Source organism: Pseudoalteromonas luteoviolacea, from assembly GCF_001750165.1.
GTDB classification, from domain to species: Bacteria; Pseudomonadota; Gammaproteobacteria; order Enterobacterales; family Alteromonadaceae; genus Pseudoalteromonas; species Pseudoalteromonas luteoviolacea_G.
Genome location: NZ_CP015411.1, coordinates 3,906,386 through 3,926,219, shown reverse-complemented (window position 1 = coordinate 3,926,219; position 19,834 = coordinate 3,906,386). Strand labels below are relative to the sequence as shown.

Sequence of the window (19,834 nt, the reverse complement as noted above, 5' to 3'; positions counted from 1 at the left end):
ACATCATTATTGTCAGAATACTTGCGGTTTTATGCGGTCTTGGTACTGGTTCTGAAGTGATGAGTCGAATTGCAACCCCATTAGCGGATAGCATGTTGATTGCTATGGTTCTGAATTTAATCGCTTTTTAACCTTTGTTTCGTCTTTGAAAGAATTTGGCTGAACAACGTTATTGAAAAGGGTGGAACAACTAAAGTTTAATATAACTAAGAAGTGAAGTAATGTTTAGGTAAACACTACTTCTTTTTCATAACTAAACGTGACTGATTAATTGTATCAATGACAGTGTTTAGAATTGTTGGAAACACGCATTTTGACCATCTGTCGGGCATAAATCAGGTTCACCACCAGCGACTTGTTTTGTTAACTTAGCTTGTAAGACTTTGCTGTTAGATAACTTTTTGAGTGAGTTTTTTTTGATTTTTAGTTTCATGATTTTCCTTATTTTTTATTTTTTAACTAAATCATGATTAATCTAGCAATAATTGTTCGGTAAAGTAAATAACAAATTTCTTTCTATCATGCGTTTAGATGTATTGGACATTATCAATGTGATAGTCACTTTGATTTAAAGTGCAAACTTATGATTCCCCCTGCAATGATGGTTTAGCTTTGTCTTGCAGTGTATGATAGCGCATAGTTGAAATTTGTAGAGTGATAGGGTTAGGTAATGAGCCAATATTTAGACTTATGTCAGCGTATTGTTGATGAGGGAAAATGGGTTGAGAACAAAAGAACAGGAAAAAGGTGCCTTACGGTAATAAATGCTGATTTAACCTATCATGTCGATAAAAATGAATTTCCTCTCGATACAACTCGCAAAAGTTTTTGGAAAGCGGCGATTGCTGAATTACTTGGGTATTTGCGTGGCTATGACAGTGCAGCTCAGTTCAGAGAGATTGGCTGTAATACTTGGAATGCCAATGCTAACGAGAACCAAGATTGGCTTAAAAACCCAAACCGCAAAGGCGAGGACGATATGGGGTTTGTGTATGGCGCTGTAGCCAGAAATTTCCCAAAGCCTGATGGTGGAAGTGTCGATTTGGTTAAGCAAGTGATCGATGACTTATCGAAGGGCATCGACAATCGTGGTGAAATCATCACTTTTTATCACCCAGGATCTTTTCATTTAGGGTGCTTACGTCCATGTATGTTCCAGCATCAGTTTTCAATCTTAGACGGTGTACTGTATTTAAATAGTTATCAGCGTAGCCAAGATGTACCACTCGGAGGCAATTTTAACGCGATACAAGTCTTTACTTTATTGAAGTTAGTAGCCCAGATCACTGGACTTGAAGCAGGAAAAGCATTCCATAAAATTGTCAACGCGCATATTTATGAAGATCAACTGGAGTTAATGAGAGACGTACAATTAAAGCGGACTCCTTTTGCATCTCCACAGCTTCACATCAACCCTGAGATTAAGACTTTCGAAGACTTAGAAACTTGGGTGACTTTGGATGACTTTGAAGTGACAGGCTATCAACATCATGACGCGATCCAATATCCATTTTCTGTGTAAAAATTTTGAGAGATAAGTAGGTGGTGTAAGTACCACCTGCTTTACCCTATTCTATTCTATTCTATTCTATTTTGTTTGTTTTTTGTTCTTTTACTCATCTTTTTATCCGTTTTATTGGACAAATTAGTCTTTTTTAGTCAGTCTAATGCATTAGCCTTTTAGTATGTGATCTTTGTAGCTGTTGTTTAGGTGGGATGAGTTGTATGCCTTTAAAGTTCGTAGTACCAACTTTTGCTTCAATTTTTATCATGGTTAACTTGGTTGGGTGTGTGAGTTCGGAGTTGTCTCTGGATGAAAAGCTTGCTCAGCAAGAGGCATTACATGCGCACAAAGCGATGTTGGCTTCGTACAAAAATAATCAGGCCAGCATTGAAAGATTGGCGGATATGGAAGCGGATTTAACGCAGTTGCTTGAGTTATTGTCAATGCAAACAGAAGTGGAGGACATTCATAGCCACTTACAGCCGATTCAAGCAGTTGTCACACATTCCTCAGAGCCAAATATACAGGCCATTACCCCCAATACTACATCAGTTGCACCAGTTATTGAGTCAGGTGCCATGGAAGCGTTGAGTATATCTGTACCTGATTTTTTACTAGGTATTCATTTGAGAGAACAGCATGCAAAGTCTCAGGTGAAAGTAATACAGGAGCGGATAAATATCGTGAGGCAAGCCTATCCTCTTGTCTTTAGTCGTACAACAGCGAGTATCTCCGAGCCGGATCCAAGTAGAAACCTATTTTATGTAACTGCCAATGGCTTTACTTCTGTGCAAGAAGCCAAGGTGTTTTGTAAAGCGATGTCCAGTATCACAAGACATTGCTCTGAATTGAAAAATTAGATATAAATGTATATATATTAGGTACATTGACGTATGTCAGTTGATTGCGTATTGTGTCTTTTTTTAGAGTAATAACTCTTTTATGCATTGATGAAACTATATAGAGTCATTGCTCATTTTGGCAGGGCTTTAAAGGATGAGAGTATGAAAAAAAATTTAAATCAACTAGGCGTATTTGCCGTTATCGTTGGATTGCCGTTTTATTCTGTGGCGGCTCAAAAAGCCACTTTTGATGCAAAGGTTACGGTAAAAAATGCTTTTGAATTGGTAAAAAACCAAGATTTAGATTTTGGAACAATTAGAGCGGTTGCAGATAATGCTGGTACGGATACTGCGACTTTAACCATTCCAGCGGATGCTACTCAGTCGCCTACAGTTGCATCTACCAATATCAGTAATGCTGAAATTGCAATCTTGTCTGCAGGTAGCCCGGCACAATTTAAAATTTCGGGTGTCGTGCCATTTGCAAGTTTATCTATTACAGATCCCGTAGAGACAGATGTGTCTTTATCAGTGGGCAGTGGGACTGGTGCGGCAGGGTTTACTCTGGGGTCATTCACATATTACATTGAAACGGGTGCTTCTAGTTCAACACCTGTCGTTGGTAAGCAGATCCAAGTTGATGCAAATGGCGAGGCGGTATTCAATGTTGGCGCAACGTTATCAACAACAACCGGTAACGCAGCCAACTATTTAGATGGTGCTTATGTTGGTACATTTACTCTGGAATTGAGTTACTAGCCTTTTGATGCTTAGGACCTATTTGATTAGGGCGTGCCAAATCAGAAAACTAGGCGCTTTGTTGTGCTGCTTATTCGTGATGAGCAGTGATATGGCCAGTGCGCGCATTGAAGTTGTCACGCCTTTGGATTTTGGGACCATTCTTATTTCTGATCATACTAATATGAGTCGTATTCAAATTGGTGTGAACGGGCGAAATGTAACAAGTGGCGCTGTGCATTTGGTGTCAGGTGGGCAAGCCGCTGAACTAATTATTTCTTCTTTGCCTGCGTTATATGATATTTCGGTATCGACCAGCATTGTGACGCCATTGCTCTCTCATAGTAACCTGCCTGTGCAAGGCATAAACCTTGTAGAATTGGAGCATGTTGATCGTGTTTTTAGTGATGCACAAGGTAATGCATCATTGAAGATAGGGGGCACGTTAGAGGTGAATGCTCAGCCCTCGCAATACCCGGACGGTACCTACCGCGTATGGGTTAATATTGAAGTAAATTATTAAGTTAGCTGTATGAAAAAGTATTTTTTAATGATGGGCTCTTTGGCCATATGCCTTTTTTGCCAAGTCGTAGAGGCGTCATTGATGATATCACCTACACGGGTGGTATTCGATGAACGTCAGCGTACGGCCAAAGTGTTCTTAATCAACAATAGCAATGAAGCTAAAACGTATCGTTTGGGGTGGAAAGAAAAACTAGCGCTGCCAGCTGGTGGCTATCGAGATCTCCACCCTGAACAAGTTGGGCCATGGAAACTTAGCCACTTAATGAGGGTAACGCCAAGACAGGTTCATCTTGGTGCTGGTGAACGACAAGTGGTTAAGTTAGCATTGCGTCGTAAACAAGGCATGACAAACGGAGAGTACCGCTCTCATTTATTGTTTCAAGCTTTACCCACAGAAAAGCAAAGTCAGTCTGAAGCCATAGGGGTCAGTTTAAATATGATCTTGAGCTACAGCATTCCTATCATTTATCGAAAAGAGACAGTACCACCCGAAGTAAAAATTACAGCAGCTAAGCTCTCGACGGATGTGAACGACAAGCCGACGATTGTGGTTGATATTTTTAGAACGGGCGCAGCGAGTGCGTTAGGTAAGTTGCGAGTAGATTGGAAGCCTGACGGTACTAAGCAGTGGAATAATGTGGCAACCGCGAACAATTATGCAATTTATCCTGAAGTAACGCAGGCACAGGTTGAGCTTAATATTTTGGCTGGAAAGGTTATTACGGGTAAGGGTCAATTTAGAGTAACCTATACTGGACAGGCGGAATATCGAGATCATGCTTTTTCGCAGCGCGTATTTAATATCACCACTCAGTGAATAAGTGAGCATTAGACTCTATACAACCGCACTATTAGCGCTTTGTTTTATGGCGCCTGCTGTGTGTTTTGCTAACGCCGGTTACGATAAATCACAGACGCAGCCTATTCGCAGTTATGGTGATGGTCGCATTCAAAGTGGAGAAGAGCTCTTCTTCTCGTTGTATGTTAAAGATCATTATCTTTCTGAAGTCTTTGCAGTTAAAAGTGATGAGGGGGTCTTACTTGAATTGCAAAGTCTGTTCTCAGCTTTAGATTTTGCCATCGTTGCTGAGGAGAGTAGGCTGCGATATGTGGGGTGGTATATTGACGAAACACAGCGCTTTGAATTGGATCTGAAACAGCGCCGAGTCAATGTATCAGGACAAGTCACGACGCTTAATACTCACCAAGTATTAGAGCGCAATGGCGAAGTATATGTTGAAGCTGCTCTATTAGCTCACTGGTTTCGATTGCAGTTCAACCTAGATTATCAAGATCTGAAAATATTACTCCGCAGTGAGCAACCTCTGCCTGTAGAAATGCGTATAGCTAGACAAAGTCGCCATTTTGCGCCCAGTATATCAACACAGATACCTGTTTTGCCCTGGAAGGAGACACCATATCAGGCATGGAGCCCACCTCTAATAGATCTTCAAGCTTCGTTGGTTACGACAAACAACAACGAGGCCGATGCATCAATTTCTCTTTTAGGAAGTCAGGATGTGGCCTTTTGGAATGCGAATTACTTTATCAGTGGCCGCTCAGGTGAGCTGATCAGCGAAAGTCGTTTAAGCTTAACTCGAGAAGATGTTGAGGGTGTTAGGATTGGCCCTGTAGAAGTTACCCAAGTTGAAGTTGGTGATGTTTTAGAAACTCGTATAGGCGGAAATCATCGTGCTTCATATTCACGGGGTTTTAGGCTCAGTGATCGGCCGCTTTATAAGCAGGTAGATACACAAACAGTTAGGATCAGTGGAGTCATACAAGTTGGTTGGGATGTGGAGCTATATCACAATGGCATCATGATTGATCAAAGGCTTAATGTGCAGTCCGGTGTGTATAATTTCGACCTTGTTGAGCTTTATTTTGGCAGTAATGAGTTTGAGCTGATTTTGTATGGTCCTCAAGGGCAGGTATTACAAGATAATCGCTCTTACTATGTGGCTGGGGGGAGTCTTTCCAAAGGTGAAGGGTATTTCGATACATCTATTGTGGAAACAGGTAAAACACTACTTGGTAATAGCCTTAATGTATCAGAGGAAGCTGGGTGGAACTTACTGAGTCGATATGATTATGGGATCAGCGATGATTTATCGATATATTCCGCAGTACGTATTGGACTCGAAGGGCAAGAAACCCCTTATCAACTGAGTGCTGGTTTGGGGTTTGATATATGGAATAAAGGCATAATTAATCTAGACTTCAGTCGGGATCAAAAAGGCACGCAGCAGATATTGCTACAGGGGCGTACACAGTTTAATCAGCACGCGTTAAGCGCTGTATTAACAGACAATATCACATATAGAGATTCCAATGAGTTGCGTCAGCAGCGTACGCAAGAACTTACACTTCGTGCTGCAGGTAATATACTCCAACATAATCAAATAAGGTTAAATTATCAGAGTACCTTAAACTGGCGTAATGACACCATGAATACGGACTTCTTTGCTTCTAACCTATTATCGATGGCGACACCACTTGGTACTTTTAGTCATCAGTTAGATTATAGGCGTTTCGATGGCTTGCAAGGCCATGATGTAAAAGGCGTTGCGCGATGGCAGGGGCGTGTAAATGGTACTTATGGCCGCATTGGGTTGGGGTACCAGATCCGGCCAGAACGTCAACTGACAGATTATCAAATTCAGTTGAGCAGGGTGATTAATCATCAATTTGACGTGGAGCTAGACTATATTAAGTCGCTTGTCGATGAGGGGTATAAATTGGGCGCAGGTTTAAATTGGCACAATGATAAGTTTAGGTTAACAGGGCAGTTTAATTATTTTCAAAATGATGATTGGCAAATTGGTTTAACTGGTCAGATTAGCTTGGGGTACGAAAGTTATAGTAACGAGTTTTTTATTACCGATAGACGCCTTGCTAGTTCAGGGTCCGTATTGGTTAAGGTATTTTTAGATCAAAATAACAACGCAATACTGGATGAAAATGATGTTGTGTTAAAAGGTGTGCGGATTAAATCTGTGCAAGGGTTTGCTCAGGCCTTTACAGACGAAAATGGTATGGCTCTACTTGGCAACATGCCTTTAAATCGTCAAACAGACATTCTCCTTGATGAAGACTCGCTGCCAGACCCATTTTATATTTCAGCTCATGACGGTCATTCAATTACGCCGAGAAAAGGCTTTATTGCTTACTTAGAATATCCAGTCGTACATGCGGGTGAACTTGAGGGGATTGCATTTAAAAAAGAGAAAAATGGCCAGGAAACGCCGTTAGCTTATGCTGAAATTGAACTTATTGATAGGAATAACAATGTTATTTCTACCGTAAAATCAGCATATGATGGTTACTATGTGTTTAGTGACATAAGACCGGGATATTATGAAGCAAGAGTAAAAAAGCAATCTACAGGTCACATTGTGCAAAAGGAAAAAGTTGAGGTTGTTTTATCTAGCCAAGGGGATGTGTTACTTGAAGTGGATTTGGTTGTTGAGGCAACGGCCCAATTAAATGGATTTATTACTGTTGGTGGCGAGTTTAATTCGTTAAAAGTATTGAAAACATACGTATCAATTTTGACAAAGAAATCGCCTCAGTTGTTTCCACATAAGCCATTTTTTGTGCATGATAAAGCGCGTAATAAATATTTACTTGGTTACCATTACTTTGAGGATGCTCAAGCAGCGGCAAATGCTTGCCTTAAATTTGAACAAAAAGGAATAAAGTGCTACAAGGCACCTATGCCAAAGACCTAATTAAACACTCCTTCTATTTCTAAAAGTGCTAAAAATGCACTTTCCGGTATTAAACACTCTCATTGGATATTACCTTATAGTTTGGTTCGATTATTGCATGTACAAGGGTCAGTAACTTAGAGGTATATCAAAATGCGATTTCTGATCTTGGTGTTTGTGAGCTTGCTAACAACAGGCTGTAGTACTAGTAATTGGCTTGAACCTAGTACAACAGTAATAAAGCAATCAGCGCCACCAGCACGCAGTGTTCACAGTTATGTTGGTGAGTTGGCGACACAGTTAAGCCAGTACAGCCGACCTTTAAAGCCGGGGGCATCTGTCGCTGTAACAAGCTTTTTTAAAGATAATAGCCTCGGTGCCGATACATTAAGTAATCAAGGGGCTGGTTTAAGTAATCAAGTACAAGAAAGCTTTATTACTTACTTGACTCAAATGGGATTACAGATTGTTGAGTTTAGAATTCAAAAAGCCATTAGCTTGTCTTCTGACTCAGATAGTGTTTTGAGCCGAGACATCGAAAAGTTGAAAGAACGCCACAAATTTGACCTGATTTTGACAGGCAGTGTGAGTGAAAATATTGACTCATATACCATCCATGCAAGGCTAATTGACATGGTAAACAGTAAGACTGTTTCAGCGGCGTCTGTAAGTTTACCCAAGCAAACCTTGTGGGGAGAAGAGCAAGTGCAGATGCGAGATGGGCTACTTCATCGCGGTCAACATTAACGGAGAGAAATATGAAAAAGTATGCGTTATCACTTTTATTGCCTGTGTTGTTTGGCTGCATGAATACCGATGGTATGCAGTCGCAGGGTGATGCGATCGTGGTCGAGAAAAATGCGTTTGCAAGCTCCGAAAGCCAATTTCAAGTTCATCCTGGAGGGATGCATGGCATGACGGTTTCTCAGCAAATGGCAAGTCGAAATGTGACCCATTATGTACAGAACTTAATGCAAGATATGGTTGGCAATTTGCGCTATGTCAATGATCGAACGCCAATCGCTGTGGCGACGTTTGTTTTTCTGGATGAAGATTACAACTATGGTTCTTTGCTAGGAAATCAGATTTCTGAGAGCTTTGTCCATGAATTACATAACTTTGGTGTCCCCGTTGTCGATTTTAAAACCACCGACTTTATGCGTGTGACTAAGCAAGGAGACTTTATATTTAGTAGAGACTTTTTAGAGTTGTCTGATGAGCATACTTTTAACTATGTTTTGGCTGGTACGTTGGCAAATCACCAAGGTGGGGTGTTGGTCAATGCACGGATCGTCGGCGTGAAAAGTAAAGCCGTTGTCGGGACTGCACAAGGCTTCCTCCCGCAATCAGTCGTCAACGCATTACGAGATGGAATCGGCCATGACGGCATTCGCTTAGAGAGAGCAAGTAGGTAATATCAATGAAATTAAGCATCATGATGTTGAGTTGTCTTGCTTTTCTCGCTGGGTGTGAGAGTTCAAGGCATGCACAAATTGTGCCTCAAGGGCAACAATCACCTAAAGCACAGCAAGCTCAGCAATTAGCGGCGCTTGCCAATGAGTTAAATATGCAGCCTGAGTTGGCGTATACTGATCCTGGCTTTGTGACTTACGCTCACAATAAACAATTGACCAACTATGCTGGACAAATTGCCTTGGAACTTACTGACTCTATGTCAGGAGTGTCTCCTAGCGCCGTTGCAATCACCAGTTTTGTTAGCTTTGATAGAAGCTTGCGAAACAGCAACCAGCTTGGAAATCAACTTGCAGAGTCAATGATCCATCAATTTCAAAAGATGGGCTATCCAGCACTCGACTTTAAGTCTCACAGAGGTATTGCGGTTACAATTAATGGGGATTTTATTCTGTCACGAGATGCGAAAAAGTTACCTAAGAAGCCAGCACCTAGCCATGTGTTAACAGGCACTATGATCTATCGCGATAGAGGCGTCGAAGTGAATACCCGCTTATTGAACTTTGACAGCCGATTAGTCGTTGCAAGCAGTAACGTCGTTATTCCTTATTTTATACTCCACCCAAGCGCGACAGTTACGTATAAATAGTATATCTATTGGGCTATGCTCAGTGTGGCCCATTCTTTTTTTCCATGTTGAACCAACGATTGCAGGCTCGTTAATGTGGTTTTACAGATTAAATTGCTTGTCATAGATAGTGTTCCACTGTTATAAATATAATAGCGTAAACAATTGCTTATCATATTTTGGCACAGAAATGTGTCCCCGTAGTTTAATGGATAAAACGGGGCCCTCCTAAGGCTTTGATGTAGGTTCGATTCCTACCGGGGACGCCAAGTTGCCACACAACCCTTAACAGTTATAAAGCAAAATCTTCACTTGGTGTAATAATAAGCTCAACGATGTCGTTGATTTGAATGTTATTCATTGGCCTACTTTGAATGTTTTTCGCAATGGCATTTTGCGCATTCACTTGTGTGACCTTAACACGATTAATGGTTTGGATACTGCGTGTGAAAAATTTATTTCTTTCACCAGCGACATCACTGCGATGGGCAATACTTAATTCTTGACCCACTTTTAACCCATGTGCACTTCCCAAGTTAATAACTAACTGATCCTGGTCTTTGTGGAGTATCTTCCCTCGAGTTGGTAAACAGGCAAATGCTTGGTTAAGGTCTTGGGCGAGGCTATTAAACACGCCTTGAATGCGTTTACCATAATCTGTATGCCAAAAGGTATCACTATACACATCGACAATTTTGGTTTTTTCATAAGGCCAAATACCGGTCACACTGTAGTGTTGCTGCCACACTTTGTCCTTGCTGATGGCATCAAAAGCGGCAAAGTCAATTTTAAAGCTTCTGACATATTCATCATTTTGCCAAAAGGCGTAGTCACTATTTAACTTATGCGTATTAGCAAGATCGGTGATTTGACTGAGTAAGACATATTGACTATTACTGGCAGAAGTTAAGCTCTCAATTAACTGTGCGTTGTAATCAAAGTTCTGTGAAAAGAAAGCACGAACATTAATGTTCTTATCAATAAAAGGGATTGGCTTGACCGTCATATTTCGCTGCATCAAAGTTTGATACATGCGCTCGCTGGCCGATTTATGAATGTCAAAAATTTGACCTAGTCTAGCATGATGCGGTTGTATTAATTGACTTTGAGTGACGGTGATCTGTTTATGGAACGACTCTTCTGGGCATTGCTGCTGTTTAGGGAAAATATCTAAATGCAGAGTCACGCTCATCACGCCGTCTTGAGTATTTTCTGAGACTAGGTTTATCTCTTGTATCTCACCATGACTTTTAATTTTAATATGATCTTGCGCGAGGACACCATCAGCCAGCGTTTGCACGCTAGATACTGTGGCGCCAGAGAAGATTAGAGCTTGGGTAATGGCATCTTGCACTGCCTCTTGTCGTGCTGCTGCTCGATCACTGGTGTATGCATTAGCATACCCTGTCACTTCAAACCATTCAGCTTGGGCACTAAAGCTCAGTAAACAGGCAGTGATGGCTGTACTACTTACTCTATTCATCATTCAATACCGTATCAAAATTTTGTCTATTATGTTTAGAGGAGCAAGTCCTATGCCAACAGTATTGGCTTAATTTGTGCATATCAATCGTTCTAAAGGCAAACTTTGTAATTAGGAGTCGATATCATATGCGTGGGTTATTTAAAATTAGCAAAATTCTCGCCATTGGTGTAGCCGTTGGTTTAACAGGGTGCAGCTCAATTATCGACAAGCATGTAGAGTATAGCTACGTACAACCAGATAGTTACCCGGTATTAAAAGCGATAGGTTATGCACCGTTGCAAGCGCAACCTGGAGCAACCGACAGCGAAAAAATGCTCATGGCCATAAAAGTATCCAAGTTGGAGGCATATCGAGAACTTGCTGAGCAAGTATATGGTCACCAATTAAATGCGACTACAACCGTGCGTGGCGTTATTGCACAAAATGATGGGTTGCGCAGCCAAGTTCAGGGCGTCATTAGAGGTGCACGTGTTTTAAAATCTTATGCGGTAGGAGATATTTACACCACTGAGCTGGAGCTAGATATGAAGACTGTTTATGATTTGTATATTGGCCAAGTGAAGCCGAAAAAGATACAAAGAGTGACCTATTATTAGTGGATATGACGATTAGCAGACACAAAAAAGCACGATATGTACCGTGCTTTTTTGAAATTAGATAAATGATTATGCTTTCAAATTTTTAACTATCTCGCCAACGTTTTCTACCACATTGCCTTCTTCTGTGTAAGTTGTAGACATGGGTCTACCTATGAGAATTTCTTTGAGCTCCCGAACCGTCATATGTGCTAAGTGGGCCGCTTTTGCATTCACTTCATTTTTGTTTTTACACTTTATCAGCAATAGTTCTATTTGCTCAGTCAGAGGCATTACATCAGGGTTTTGAAACAACTCTTTAGGATAGGTCGACAGATCTTTGTCTGTTTTTTGAATACTATTCAAAAAGGTAATTTTTTGCCGTGCAATATCTTTCAAGCCTTCACCATTTCTGGCGCTAAGCGCGTCCAACTCTTCGTCCAGAAGCTGGGTCAAAGCTTCTAGAGAGGTAATTTGCGCTGTTAACTGCTGTACACACAGCTCAACTGTTTTATCCATACAAATCAAATTCAAATGCAGCTATGTTTTTAGCAAGCTTCTCAGCATCAACTTGGTATTTACCTTCAGCAATTGCTTTTTTGAGCTCTTCCACTTTTTTGCTATCAAATGCTGGGGCTTGTTGCGCTTTATCTTGCAAGCCTTTAAGTTGTTGCGCCTGTGGTGTTAGGCTGACAGAGTCCGCAGCGGCTTTTTGCTGTGCCGCTGGTTTAGTTGCTGTATTGTTTGCATCATTTCTTTGCAATTCAGCACGTTGTTGCTTAATATTATTAGCAACATTGTTCGGCTGATTTTGACCGTTAATGTTATTAACCATGATAGTGACCCATATAAATAGTTGTTTCAGTCTTATTATCGACCATTCCACTACTAACTTTAGCAAAAATTTTAAATATTGACTGCAACGGAATCAACATCTTTTACTCTTGCCCGTATAGTTTTTCCTGATTTTATGTTTTTCACTCTTATTTGCTCACCCAGATTGCCGTCTTGCAGCGCTATTCCTTGCGTTTTAATCGCAAAATGCGCGTTACCTGCCAAGATTATGACTGAGTCCCCTTTGCACACCATACAAATATGCCGCAAATTAATTGCTTTGTCGGCTTGAATTCGACGTTTGGTTTTACTGCCCACCAGCATATCAATGGTATCAATGTTTGAGGCGCGAACAAAATGTTTAGGGCGCATCGCAACTTTTAAGTCCTCGCGTTTTAACACTGTACCTTTATCAAGTTGCTGTGTGGTGACAATCACTGGGTATAAAGTTTCAATTTTTACATGCACAAACTGTACCCAGCTGCGTTTATCGTTACATCTAACTTGTACTGTGACTTGGCGATTAAATGGTGGTGCGGCTTTAGAGGTAACTTTTAAGGGCGTCAGACAGCGTCTGCTGGGGATCCGTGCATCAAGTGGCAATGCGGAAATTGTGAGTTTTCCTTTTGGGTCCTCTGCGCTATGCTCTTGCACATACTTTATTGCGAGTTCCTGAACTTTTGATGGCTCATAGGTGTGAGCATATACAGGCTGCTTGGCTAAAAAGTATACCAGAATGAGAAAGAATTGAACTGCAATTGTATTTTTTAACAAACTCATGATGTTTCGACTATGCTTATGGGGTGAAACAAGGTATAAAGATTTTGCGTGAATTGCTTCACCGCTTCAAGGGCAACTTTGAATGCTATATAACAAGCAAACATTGTTCCGATAAGCTGTATTTTGAGTAGGAGAATGAAATGGCAGGTATTTTAGACTCAGTTAACCAACGAACTCAGTTGGTGGGTCAAAACCGACTTGAACTATTACTCTTTCGTTTGAAGGGGCGGCAACGCTTCGGTATCAATGTTTTTAAAGTGAGAGAAGTACTTCAATGTCCACCTCTTACTGCTATGCCAAAATCAAATTCTTATGTGCGAGGTGTTGCACATATTCGCGGGCAAACTATTTCCGTCATTGATATGTCTTTGGCCGTTGGTGGTCCACCTATCGAAGATATTAAAAATTGTTTCGTGATTATCGCGGAGTACAACCGATCTGTGCAAGGTTTCCTCGTGGGTGCGGTTGAGCGTATCGTAAATATGAACTGGGAACGCATTATGCCACCACCATCTGGTGCTGGTAGGTATTCTTATGTGACTGCCGTAACAGAAATAGAAGAAGAGTTGGTTGAAATCTTAGATGTAGAGAAAATACTGAATGAGATTTGCCCAATTAATACAGAAGTCAGCGAAGAAATTGTCGCTGATGGTGAGATGCAAAAAGACCTCGGTGAACGTATTGTATTCATTGCCGATGACTCTGCAGTTGCACGAAATCAGGTGAAACGTGCACTTGAGCCGTTAGGAGTGCAAACGGAGCTAGCTAAAAATGGTAAAGAAGCGCTTATTAGGCTAAAAGAAATTGCTGAAGTTGATTGCCAAAACGACATTACGGAACGTGTTGGGTTATTAATATCCGATGTTGAAATGCCTGAGATGGATGGGTATACATTAACCGCGGAAATTAAAGCTGATCCTAAATTAGCACCTTTGCATGTTATCTTGCATACTTCACTCAGTGGTGTATTCAATCAGGCAATGATTGAAAAAGTTGGTGCAGATGACTTTATTGCCAAATTCAACCCAGATGAACTGGCTTCGGCAGTGAAAAAATGGGTACATTGTGATTAATAAGTGGTGGTAAACATTGGAAAATAAACATTTAGAGCAAAGCGAGTACGATCAGTTTCGCACCTTTTTAGAGCAGCAGTGTGGTATTGTACTTGGTGACAATAAGCTTTATTTGGTCAAAAGCCGCCTTGCGCCTTTGATGTCTCGGTTTAATGTTGACTCATTATCATCATTAGTAACAAAAACGCTTAGTCCACATGAGAGGCAGTTGCGCGCCGCTGTAGTTGATGCAATGACAACAAATGAAACTTTATGGTTTCGGGATCAGTATCCGTTTGAGTTATTGAAAAAGAAAATTTATCCAGAGTTTAAAGACTTACGTCGACCTGTAAAAATTTGGTCAGCGGCAAGTTCCTCAGGACAAGAGCCTTACTCAATAGCAATGTCGACAAGTGAATTTCAGACGCAAAATCCTGGTGCGATGAAAATGGGTGCGCAAGTTGTTGGCACTGATATTTCCAACACTATGCTCGATATGTGTAAAAATGCGGAATATGACGCATTGGCATTAGCTAGAGGGTTATCTCCAGAGAGACGTAAAAAGTTTTTTATCGACAGTGGTAATGGCATGGCGAGAGTGGTGGATCCTATCCGAAAAATGGTGAATTTTCGCCACTTAAACCTGCTCGACTCTTATGCATTATTAGGGAAGTTTGATGTTATATTCTGTCGAAATGTACTCATTTACTTCTCTCCTGAAGTCAAAGCAAAGATTATTTCTCAGTTTGCACAAGCATTAAATCCGAATGGATATTTGTTTTTGGGTGCGTCAGAATCAATGGCTGGTTTGAGTGACGATTTTGAAATGTTACGATGTAACCCAGGCATTATATATCAAAAAAAATCTTAATAAGTAAAGCAGCCGACAGGCTGCTTTTTCGTTAGTTAAGGATTATGTGAGGCACAAAGCGGCTGAGATCTTGTGTGATGAGACCGGGATCGGCTCTAAGCCCTATACCAGCTGGTTGATCACCTATAACCCAACTTCCTATCACTATATGCTCATTTACGAATTTAGGCAGCGGCTTAAAGGCTTGATAAATATATCCTTCATCGCCATACCCTCCGCTTGATTTCGCAATCAGCTTATCAGCCTTAACGATTTCAATATTTGCCCCTTCACGAGAAAATATGGGTTTTTTAACAACCCCAATATTTTTATCTAGCAAATGTTTTTGCTCGCTAAAATAAGCGGGTAATAGGTTTGGGTGGTCAGGGAAGTGTTGCCAAAGTATCGGTAATATCGCCTTATTTGAAAGTAGCGACTTCCATGGAGGCTCTAACCACTGCACTGACATATGGTTGAGTGAGTGGCCGTACTCGTCATCAAACATGAACTCCCAAGGGTAGAGTTTGAAACACCAATCTATTGGGCTGTCTTCTAGATCAGTAAATTGATTACTGGTGTTGATACCAATATCTTCGATAAATGTAAATTGACTTCGAATACCGGCTTCTAGTGCACAGCTTCTTATGTAGTCAACCGTTCCTTTATCCTCTTCGGTGTTTTTGCAGCAGCTGAAATGTAATGTTCGAGTGCGGTTAAATTTGTGAATCTGTAAAAAACGTGCAATTAATTGTTCTTGAATGCTATTAAATTGGTCGCAATGTGCCGGTAGCTTCCCTTTGTTGACTTGCTGCTCTAACCACATCCATTGCCAGTATGCTGATTCAAAGAGAGAGGTAGGGGTGTCATAGTTTGCTTCTAAGAGCTTCGCGGGTGAAACCCCATCATAGCTAAAGTCGAATCGACCATATAAATGAGGGTCTCTGCGCAGCCATGAACGCCTGATCATATTCCAATAGGATTCAGGCACTGCAAACCGGCGCATCAGCTCGTCGTCGTTGCATACTTTGTCTACAAGATGAAGCAGCATGTCATGAAGTTCTTGCGTGGGCTGTTCAAGATCCTGCTCAATTTGTGACAAAGTAAACTGATAGTATGCACTTTCATCCCAGTAAGGAGCGCCGTGCATAGTGTGAAATTTAAACCCTAGCGTGTTGGCTTGAGCTTGCCAATCTGCTCTTGGCTGAATAGGGATTCTTATCATGTGGTTTTTTAAGGTGTTGTATAGGGGGGGAGTTTATCCGCCCCAACTTCTAGAACTGGCACTGCGACCAAAACCACCACGACTTTTGGTACGCGTGATTGTTTTGCTGAGCTTTGGCTTATAGTTAATCGCTGTACTTTTTACTGTTGTAGTACCAGCAGAGTTGACGCTGGCTACGACACTGTTTTGCGCATTACGATATTTAAAAAAGTCGTCTTTGCTGCGATAGAGTGGTTTGGCACCTGAATAGTATTTGCCACTTAAAAAAGCGGCTTTTCTTTTCTTGCGCTTCTTCATGGCATCTAGGCCTTCGTCAACAGCCTCGGCGAGCAGTGCAACCATAAAGCCGGCCATAACCGGACGCCATAAACCGCCATTATTCTCACAGCGTTCATAGCCAAAATCGCTTTCACACAATTGCTCAGTGGCATATCTAGGTGCTTCCGATAAATGTTGGTCTTTGGCTTGATCGTAATGGAACAAGCATGATGCCGTTTCTACACCAAACGATGTACATTCATCAACATCTTTAAAAAGCAGCGCGGACTCGTCTGAATCTGAACACCCAATCAGGCCTGCGGATGTGCCCATCATTAAAGTGAGTTTGATTTGCTTACTGCGTTTCATACTCACTCCTTAATAGGTCATACATGCTGCATTGAGAATACCGGTTGCCAGCGAAGCGCCGCCTAAAAACAAGCCTGCACTGATATGGTTATTTTCAATTTTTTCTGAGAGTTTTGGCATATACAAGCGAACAAGAAAGAAAGTCAGCAATTGGATAACTCCAGCAATCACTCCCCAAATTGCGAAATCGAGTAATGACACTGCATTGATCGCAGCGCTGGCTATTGGCAGCGTAAAGCCGATTAGGGTTCCCCCAAAAGCAGCCGCAGCAGATGGGTTATCTTCTTTGACCAATTTCCATTCACAGTGTGGTGTAACTTTGGTGTAGACATAGAGAAAAGTGAGTATTAGCAAGTAGCCAATTAAAAAGTATAAAATAAATGGAATAAATCCCTGCAAAGATTCCAAAATCATTATGATGCTTGCCTTAAGTGTTATTATTCGTGAAGCAATAAGTGCTCCAATTCCCGATGGAGTATATCATCGTCTCCAATGTTCAATTCTATCAAACGTTTTAGATGGGTAACACTGTCTATGTCAATTTGAGCGCAATGTAAACCTAAATGCGCTTCTTCTATATGGCGAATTTCGACTTCCATGTTTATTTCTATTTCACTGCCAGGTAGAACAAACTTCAAACTCGCAGGTTGCCCTTTCAGTGGGGTAAGTCCCATAGGGAGTGTGATCAGCGCCCCATTAAGTGATAAATCAATAATTTCACATTGGTAGTCACCTGATGTTGTCATTAAGGAAGCTGTGTTAGAGAATAAAATTCTCGAAAACTTTCTGCGTTCTGTCATAAGTCGATCTCGTCATGCTGTTACTTCAAGTTTAGTCATATTTTTGCGGACTAACCAGATATAAAAAAGCCCTGAGCATATTCAGGGCTTTTAATTATGGGTATACAGAGTTAGCCAATTTTTTTGTATTTGATACGTTTAGGCTCTGCAGCTTCAGCACCGAACGTCTTCTTCAACCACTCTTCGTATTCCGTATAGTTACCATCGAAGAAATTAATTTTTCCTTCGTCACGATAATCTAAAATGTGTGTTGCAATACGGTCTAAGAACCAACGGTCGTGCGAGATACACATTACACAGCCTGGGAATTCTAAAATCGCGTTTTCAAGAGCACGAAGCGTTTCTACATCTAAGTCATTGGTTGGCTCATCCAGCAGGATTACGTTACCGCCCGCTTTTAGAAGCTTGGCTAAGTGTAGACGGTTGCGCTCACCACCAGAGAGTTCTTTGACGAATTTTTGCTGGTCATTGCCTTTGAAGTTAAAGCGGCCTACATAAGCTCTGCTCGGAATTTCAAAGTTACCAATCTTTAAGATATCTTGACCGTTAGAAATTTCTTGGAAAACAGTATTTCCATCATCCATATTGTCACGGAACTGCTCAACAGTAGCCAGCTCAACTGTGTCACCAAGTTTAATCTCTCCACCATCAGGCTGTTCTTCACCACTTAGCATTCTAAATAGTGTTGATTTACCTGCGCCGTTAGCGCCGATAATACCGACAATGGCCCCTTTAGGCATTGAGAAGCTTAAATCATCAATCAGTACTCGGTCACCAAAGCCTTTTTTCAGGTTATTGACTTCGATAACTTGATCGCCTAGACGTGGACCCGGTGGAATAAATAGCTCATTAGTCTCATTACGCTTTTGATAATCAGATTGCTGTAGCTCAGTAAACTGTGCCATACGTGCTTTTGATTTCGCTTGACGTCCTTTAGGATTTGAACGCACCCATTCAAGTTCTTTCTCAATTGACTTTTGACGCGCTTTTTCAGACTTCTCTTCTTGTTTTAAACGCGCATCTTTTTGCTCAAGCCAAGATGTATAGTTACCTTCCCAAGGAATACCGTGGCCACGGTCTAGTTCTAAAATCCAACCTGCTACATTATCTAAGAAGTAACGGTCGTGGGTGATCGCAACAACGGTACCTTCGTAATCGTGCAAGAAGCGCTCAAGCCAAGCGACTGATTCGGCGTCAAGGTGGTTGGTCGGTTCGTCCAGTAGTAGCATGTCTGGTTTTTCAAGCAATAAACGACAGATTGCCACTCGGCGTCTTTCACCACCAGATAAGTGCTCAATCTTCGCATCCCATTCTGGCAGACGCAAAGCATCAGCAGCGCGCTCTAATGCGTTATCTAAATTGTGGCCATCATGTGCTTGGATAATGGCTTCTAGTTCACCTTGCTCTTTTGCAAGCGCATCGAAGTCAGCGCCGTCCATTGCGTATTCAGCATAGACTTCATCTAAGCGAGTCAGCGCATTTTTTACTTCACTGACTGCTTCTTCGATGGTTTCACGTACAGTTTTGCTTTCATCCAATACAGGTTCCTGTGGAAGGTATCCAATTTTTGTACCTGGCTGTGGACGTGCTTCACCTTCAAACTCAGTGTCAACACCTGCCATGATACGAAGTAAAGTGGATTTACCTGCACCGTTTAAACCCAGTACGCCTATTTTTGCGCCTGGGAAAAAGCATAAAGAGATATCTTTGAGGATAGTGCGCTTTGGTGGAACAACTTTGCTCACCCGCGACATTGTATAAATATATTGAGCCATGAATATAGTCCGACTTATTTTTTATTTCCGCTATTGTAGTTACAACTTACGGTGCATTCAATGTAAGTGATCAGATTAGTGAATGAGCTTTGACGTATTTCCTGCATAGCCGTGATTATTTTTTATTCACAGTGTGGTTTTGATAAATAAATCTGCCTTACTTTGCCCTTTTTATTGCAATGAAAATGTTCAGTTTCTTTTGTTGATCACCGGAAGAAATATAAAAATTGTGCAGCTAGATTTTTTCATATAAAAACAAGCATTTTTTTTAAGTCTTTATTGTTAGGGCATTTTTGACCTGTTTGAATTCCTAAAAAAAGGTATTATTTACCTATGCTCAGCAAAGCTATGAAGTAAAGCGGTTAACTTCATTGATGCAATGAGTACCTCGAAATAGCTCACATTGTATGTGAGTACAGATACTTCCTATTTAGGAAGCCAGACTGACAAGATAGGCGAGATATTTTCTTAAT

The 19,834-nt window shown here is 41.2% G+C and carries 22 protein-coding genes and 1 tRNA gene; 13 read left to right on the top strand and 10 right to left on the bottom strand.

Going from position 1 to position 19,834, the window contains the following annotated elements; translation table 11 throughout:
• Window positions 1-289: 289 nt before the first annotated feature.
• Window positions 290-433 (bottom strand): hypothetical protein, encoded by a 144-nt coding sequence (locus S4054249_RS26645; protein WP_155401386.1) that lies wholly within the window; start codon window positions 431-433, stop codon window positions 290-292.
• Between the two features lie 237 nt (window positions 434-670).
• Here S4054249_RS26645 and S4054249_RS16755 point away from each other — a divergent pair, with 237 nt between their 5' ends.
• From S4054249_RS16755 to S4054249_RS16710, 10 genes are all read left to right on the top strand, one after another.
• Window positions 671-1,522: a thymidylate synthase gene (locus tag S4054249_RS16755; RefSeq protein WP_046356533.1), complete on the top strand. Its 852-nt coding sequence runs from the start codon at window positions 671-673 to the stop codon at window positions 1,520-1,522.
• Between the two features lie 203 nt (window positions 1,523-1,725).
• Entirely contained in the window at window positions 1,726-2,364 is a 639-nt protein-coding gene (locus S4054249_RS16750; protein WP_046356532.1) for a hypothetical protein, read from the top strand.
• Window positions 2,365-2,508: 144 nt separating this feature from the next.
• Complete coding sequence (locus S4054249_RS16745; protein WP_046356531.1) at window positions 2,509-3,105, top strand: DUF4402 domain-containing protein; 597 nt, start codon at window positions 2,509-2,511, stop codon at window positions 3,103-3,105.
• Between the two features lie 91 nt (window positions 3,106-3,196).
• The gene (locus S4054249_RS16740) at window positions 3,197-3,607 is read left to right on the top strand and encodes a DUF4402 domain-containing protein (protein WP_167354851.1); all 411 of its coding nucleotides are present in this window, start codon (window positions 3,197-3,199) and stop codon (window positions 3,605-3,607) included.
• 9 nt (window positions 3,608-3,616) lie between these two features.
• Window positions 3,617-4,426, top strand: coding sequence for a fimbrial biogenesis chaperone (locus S4054249_RS16735; RefSeq protein ID WP_052960992.1), 810 nt, complete (start codon window positions 3,617-3,619; stop codon window positions 4,424-4,426).
• 4 nt (window positions 4,427-4,430) lie between these two features.
• Window positions 4,431-7,340: a SpaA isopeptide-forming pilin-related protein gene (locus S4054249_RS16730; protein ID WP_145925044.1), complete on the top strand. Its 2,910-nt coding sequence runs from the start codon at window positions 4,431-4,433 to the stop codon at window positions 7,338-7,340.
• Between the two features lie 132 nt (window positions 7,341-7,472).
• Window positions 7,473-8,066 (top strand): FlgO family outer membrane protein, encoded by a 594-nt coding sequence (locus S4054249_RS16725; RefSeq protein ID WP_046356528.1) that lies wholly within the window; start codon window positions 7,473-7,475, stop codon window positions 8,064-8,066.
• 11 nt (window positions 8,067-8,077) lie between these two features.
• Window positions 8,078-8,734 (top strand): FlgO family outer membrane protein, encoded by a 657-nt coding sequence (locus S4054249_RS16720; protein WP_046356527.1) that lies wholly within the window; start codon window positions 8,078-8,080, stop codon window positions 8,732-8,734.
• A gap of 5 nt (window positions 8,735-8,739) precedes the next feature.
• On the top strand, window positions 8,740-9,381 hold the full coding sequence (locus S4054249_RS16715) for a FlgO family outer membrane protein (protein WP_046356526.1): 642 nt from the start codon (window positions 8,740-8,742) through the stop codon (window positions 9,379-9,381).
• Window positions 9,382-9,554: 173 nt separating this feature from the next.
• Window positions 9,555-9,629, top strand: a tRNA-Arg gene (locus S4054249_RS16710).
• Between the two features lie 23 nt (window positions 9,630-9,652).
• Here the strand turns inward: S4054249_RS16710 and S4054249_RS16705 are convergent.
• Window positions 9,653-10,846, bottom strand: a complete 1,194-nt coding sequence (locus S4054249_RS16705; RefSeq protein ID WP_046356525.1) for a flagellar assembly protein T N-terminal domain-containing protein — start codon at window positions 10,844-10,846, stop codon at window positions 9,653-9,655.
• 125 nt (window positions 10,847-10,971) lie between these two features.
• On the opposite strand from S4054249_RS16705, the gene S4054249_RS16700 reads away from it, so the two are divergent.
• Window positions 10,972-11,442: an LPP20 family lipoprotein gene (locus S4054249_RS16700; protein WP_039608532.1), complete on the top strand. Its 471-nt coding sequence runs from the start codon at window positions 10,972-10,974 to the stop codon at window positions 11,440-11,442.
• A gap of 69 nt (window positions 11,443-11,511) precedes the next feature.
• Here the strand turns inward: S4054249_RS16700 and flgN are convergent, their stop codons facing one another.
• From flgN to flgA, 3 genes are all read right to left on the bottom strand, one after another.
• Window positions 11,512-11,940 carry a flagellar export chaperone FlgN gene (flgN, locus tag S4054249_RS16695; protein ID WP_046356524.1) on the bottom strand — a complete coding sequence of 143 codons (429 nt, stop codon included), beginning with the start codon at window positions 11,938-11,940 and terminating at the stop codon, window positions 11,512-11,514.
• Window positions 11,933-12,256, bottom strand: coding sequence for a flagellar biosynthesis anti-sigma factor FlgM (gene flgM / locus S4054249_RS16690; RefSeq protein WP_046356523.1), 324 nt, complete (start codon window positions 12,254-12,256; stop codon window positions 11,933-11,935). The genes flgN and flgM overlap by 8 nt, the downstream gene beginning before the upstream one ends.
• 71 nt (window positions 12,257-12,327) lie before the next feature.
• Window positions 12,328-13,035: a flagellar basal body P-ring formation chaperone FlgA gene (flgA, locus tag S4054249_RS16685; RefSeq protein ID WP_046356522.1), complete on the bottom strand. Its 708-nt coding sequence runs from the start codon at window positions 13,033-13,035 to the stop codon at window positions 12,328-12,330.
• 140 nt (window positions 13,036-13,175) lie between these two features.
• On the opposite strand from flgA, the gene S4054249_RS16680 reads away from it, so the two are divergent.
• A complete protein-coding gene (locus S4054249_RS16680; RefSeq protein ID WP_039608536.1) occupies window positions 13,176-14,108 on the top strand; it encodes a chemotaxis protein CheV in 933 nt (310 codons plus the stop codon).
• Window positions 14,109-14,124: 16 nt separating this feature from the next.
• Window positions 14,125-14,958, top strand: a complete 834-nt coding sequence (locus S4054249_RS16675; protein WP_039608537.1) for a CheR family methyltransferase — start codon at window positions 14,125-14,127, stop codon at window positions 14,956-14,958.
• 31 nt (window positions 14,959-14,989) lie between these two features.
• Here the strand turns inward: S4054249_RS16675 and S4054249_RS16670 are convergent, their stop codons facing one another.
• The 5 genes from S4054249_RS16670 to ettA all read right to left on the bottom strand — a co-directional run bounded on the left by S4054249_RS16670 (window position 14,990) and on the right by ettA (window position 19,361).
• Window positions 14,990-16,159: a glutathionylspermidine synthase family protein gene (locus tag S4054249_RS16670; protein ID WP_046356521.1), complete on the bottom strand. Its 1,170-nt coding sequence runs from the start codon at window positions 16,157-16,159 to the stop codon at window positions 14,990-14,992.
• A gap of 33 nt (window positions 16,160-16,192) precedes the next feature.
• Window positions 16,193-16,786, bottom strand: a complete 594-nt coding sequence (locus S4054249_RS16665; RefSeq protein ID WP_046356520.1) for a DUF1190 domain-containing protein — start codon at window positions 16,784-16,786, stop codon at window positions 16,193-16,195.
• Window positions 16,787-16,795: 9 nt separating this feature from the next.
• Window positions 16,796-17,200 carry a DUF350 domain-containing protein gene (locus tag S4054249_RS16660; protein WP_046356519.1) on the bottom strand — a complete coding sequence of 135 codons (405 nt, stop codon included), beginning with the start codon at window positions 17,198-17,200 and terminating at the stop codon, window positions 16,796-16,798.
• Between the two features lie 23 nt (window positions 17,201-17,223).
• Window positions 17,224-17,586 (bottom strand): PilZ domain-containing protein, encoded by a 363-nt coding sequence (locus tag S4054249_RS16655; RefSeq protein ID WP_046356518.1) that lies wholly within the window; start codon window positions 17,584-17,586, stop codon window positions 17,224-17,226.
• Window positions 17,587-17,696: 110 nt separating this feature from the next.
• Window positions 17,697-19,361 carry an energy-dependent translational throttle protein EttA gene (gene ettA, locus S4054249_RS16650; protein ID WP_046356517.1) on the bottom strand — a complete coding sequence of 555 codons (1,665 nt, stop codon included), beginning with the start codon at window positions 19,359-19,361 and terminating at the stop codon, window positions 17,697-17,699.
• Window positions 19,362-19,834: the final 473 nt, after the last annotated feature.

Excerpts from the sequence above, each read along its gene's own strand:
- S4054249_RS26645 (WP_155401386.1), bottom strand. The coding sequence starts at position 433 with ATGAAACTAAAAATCAAAAAAAACTCACTCAAAAAGTTATCTAACAGC.
- S4054249_RS16755 (WP_046356533.1), top strand. The coding sequence starts at position 671 with ATGAGCCAATATTTAGACTTATGTCAGCGTATTGTTGATGAGGGAAAA.
- S4054249_RS16750 (WP_046356532.1), top strand. The coding sequence starts at position 1,726 with ATGCCTTTAAAGTTCGTAGTACCAACTTTTGCTTCAATTTTTATCATG.
- S4054249_RS16745 (WP_046356531.1), top strand. The coding sequence starts at position 2,509 with ATGAAAAAAAATTTAAATCAACTAGGCGTATTTGCCGTTATCGTTGGA.
- S4054249_RS16740 (WP_167354851.1), top strand. The coding sequence starts at position 3,197 with ATGGCCAGTGCGCGCATTGAAGTTGTCACGCCTTTGGATTTTGGGACC.
- S4054249_RS16735 (WP_052960992.1), top strand. The coding sequence starts at position 3,617 with ATGAAAAAGTATTTTTTAATGATGGGCTCTTTGGCCATATGCCTTTTT.
- S4054249_RS16725 (WP_046356528.1), top strand. The coding sequence starts at position 7,473 with ATGCGATTTCTGATCTTGGTGTTTGTGAGCTTGCTAACAACAGGCTGT.
- S4054249_RS16720 (WP_046356527.1), top strand. The coding sequence starts at position 8,078 with ATGAAAAAGTATGCGTTATCACTTTTATTGCCTGTGTTGTTTGGCTGC.
- S4054249_RS16715 (WP_046356526.1), top strand. The coding sequence starts at position 8,740 with ATGAAATTAAGCATCATGATGTTGAGTTGTCTTGCTTTTCTCGCTGGG.
- S4054249_RS16705 (WP_046356525.1), bottom strand. The coding sequence starts at position 10,846 with ATGATGAATAGAGTAAGTAGTACAGCCATCACTGCCTGTTTACTGAGC.
- S4054249_RS16700 (WP_039608532.1), top strand. The coding sequence starts at position 10,972 with ATGCGTGGGTTATTTAAAATTAGCAAAATTCTCGCCATTGGTGTAGCC.
- flgN (WP_046356524.1), bottom strand. The coding sequence starts at position 11,940 with ATGGATAAAACAGTTGAGCTGTGTGTACAGCAGTTAACAGCGCAAATT.
- flgM (WP_046356523.1), bottom strand. The coding sequence starts at position 12,256 with ATGGTTAATAACATTAACGGTCAAAATCAGCCGAACAATGTTGCTAAT.
- flgA (WP_046356522.1), bottom strand. The coding sequence starts at position 13,035 with ATGAGTTTGTTAAAAAATACAATTGCAGTTCAATTCTTTCTCATTCTG.
- S4054249_RS16680 (WP_039608536.1), top strand. The coding sequence starts at position 13,176 with ATGGCAGGTATTTTAGACTCAGTTAACCAACGAACTCAGTTGGTGGGT.
- S4054249_RS16670 (WP_046356521.1), bottom strand. The coding sequence starts at position 16,159 with ATGATAAGAATCCCTATTCAGCCAAGAGCAGATTGGCAAGCTCAAGCC.
- S4054249_RS16665 (WP_046356520.1), bottom strand. The coding sequence starts at position 16,786 with ATGAAACGCAGTAAGCAAATCAAACTCACTTTAATGATGGGCACATCC.
- S4054249_RS16660 (WP_046356519.1), bottom strand. The coding sequence starts at position 17,200 with ATGATTTTGGAATCTTTGCAGGGATTTATTCCATTTATTTTATACTTT.
- S4054249_RS16655 (WP_046356518.1), bottom strand. The coding sequence starts at position 17,586 with ATGACAGAACGCAGAAAGTTTTCGAGAATTTTATTCTCTAACACAGCT.
- ettA (WP_046356517.1), bottom strand. The coding sequence starts at position 19,361 with ATGGCTCAATATATTTATACAATGTCGCGGGTGAGCAAAGTTGTTCCA.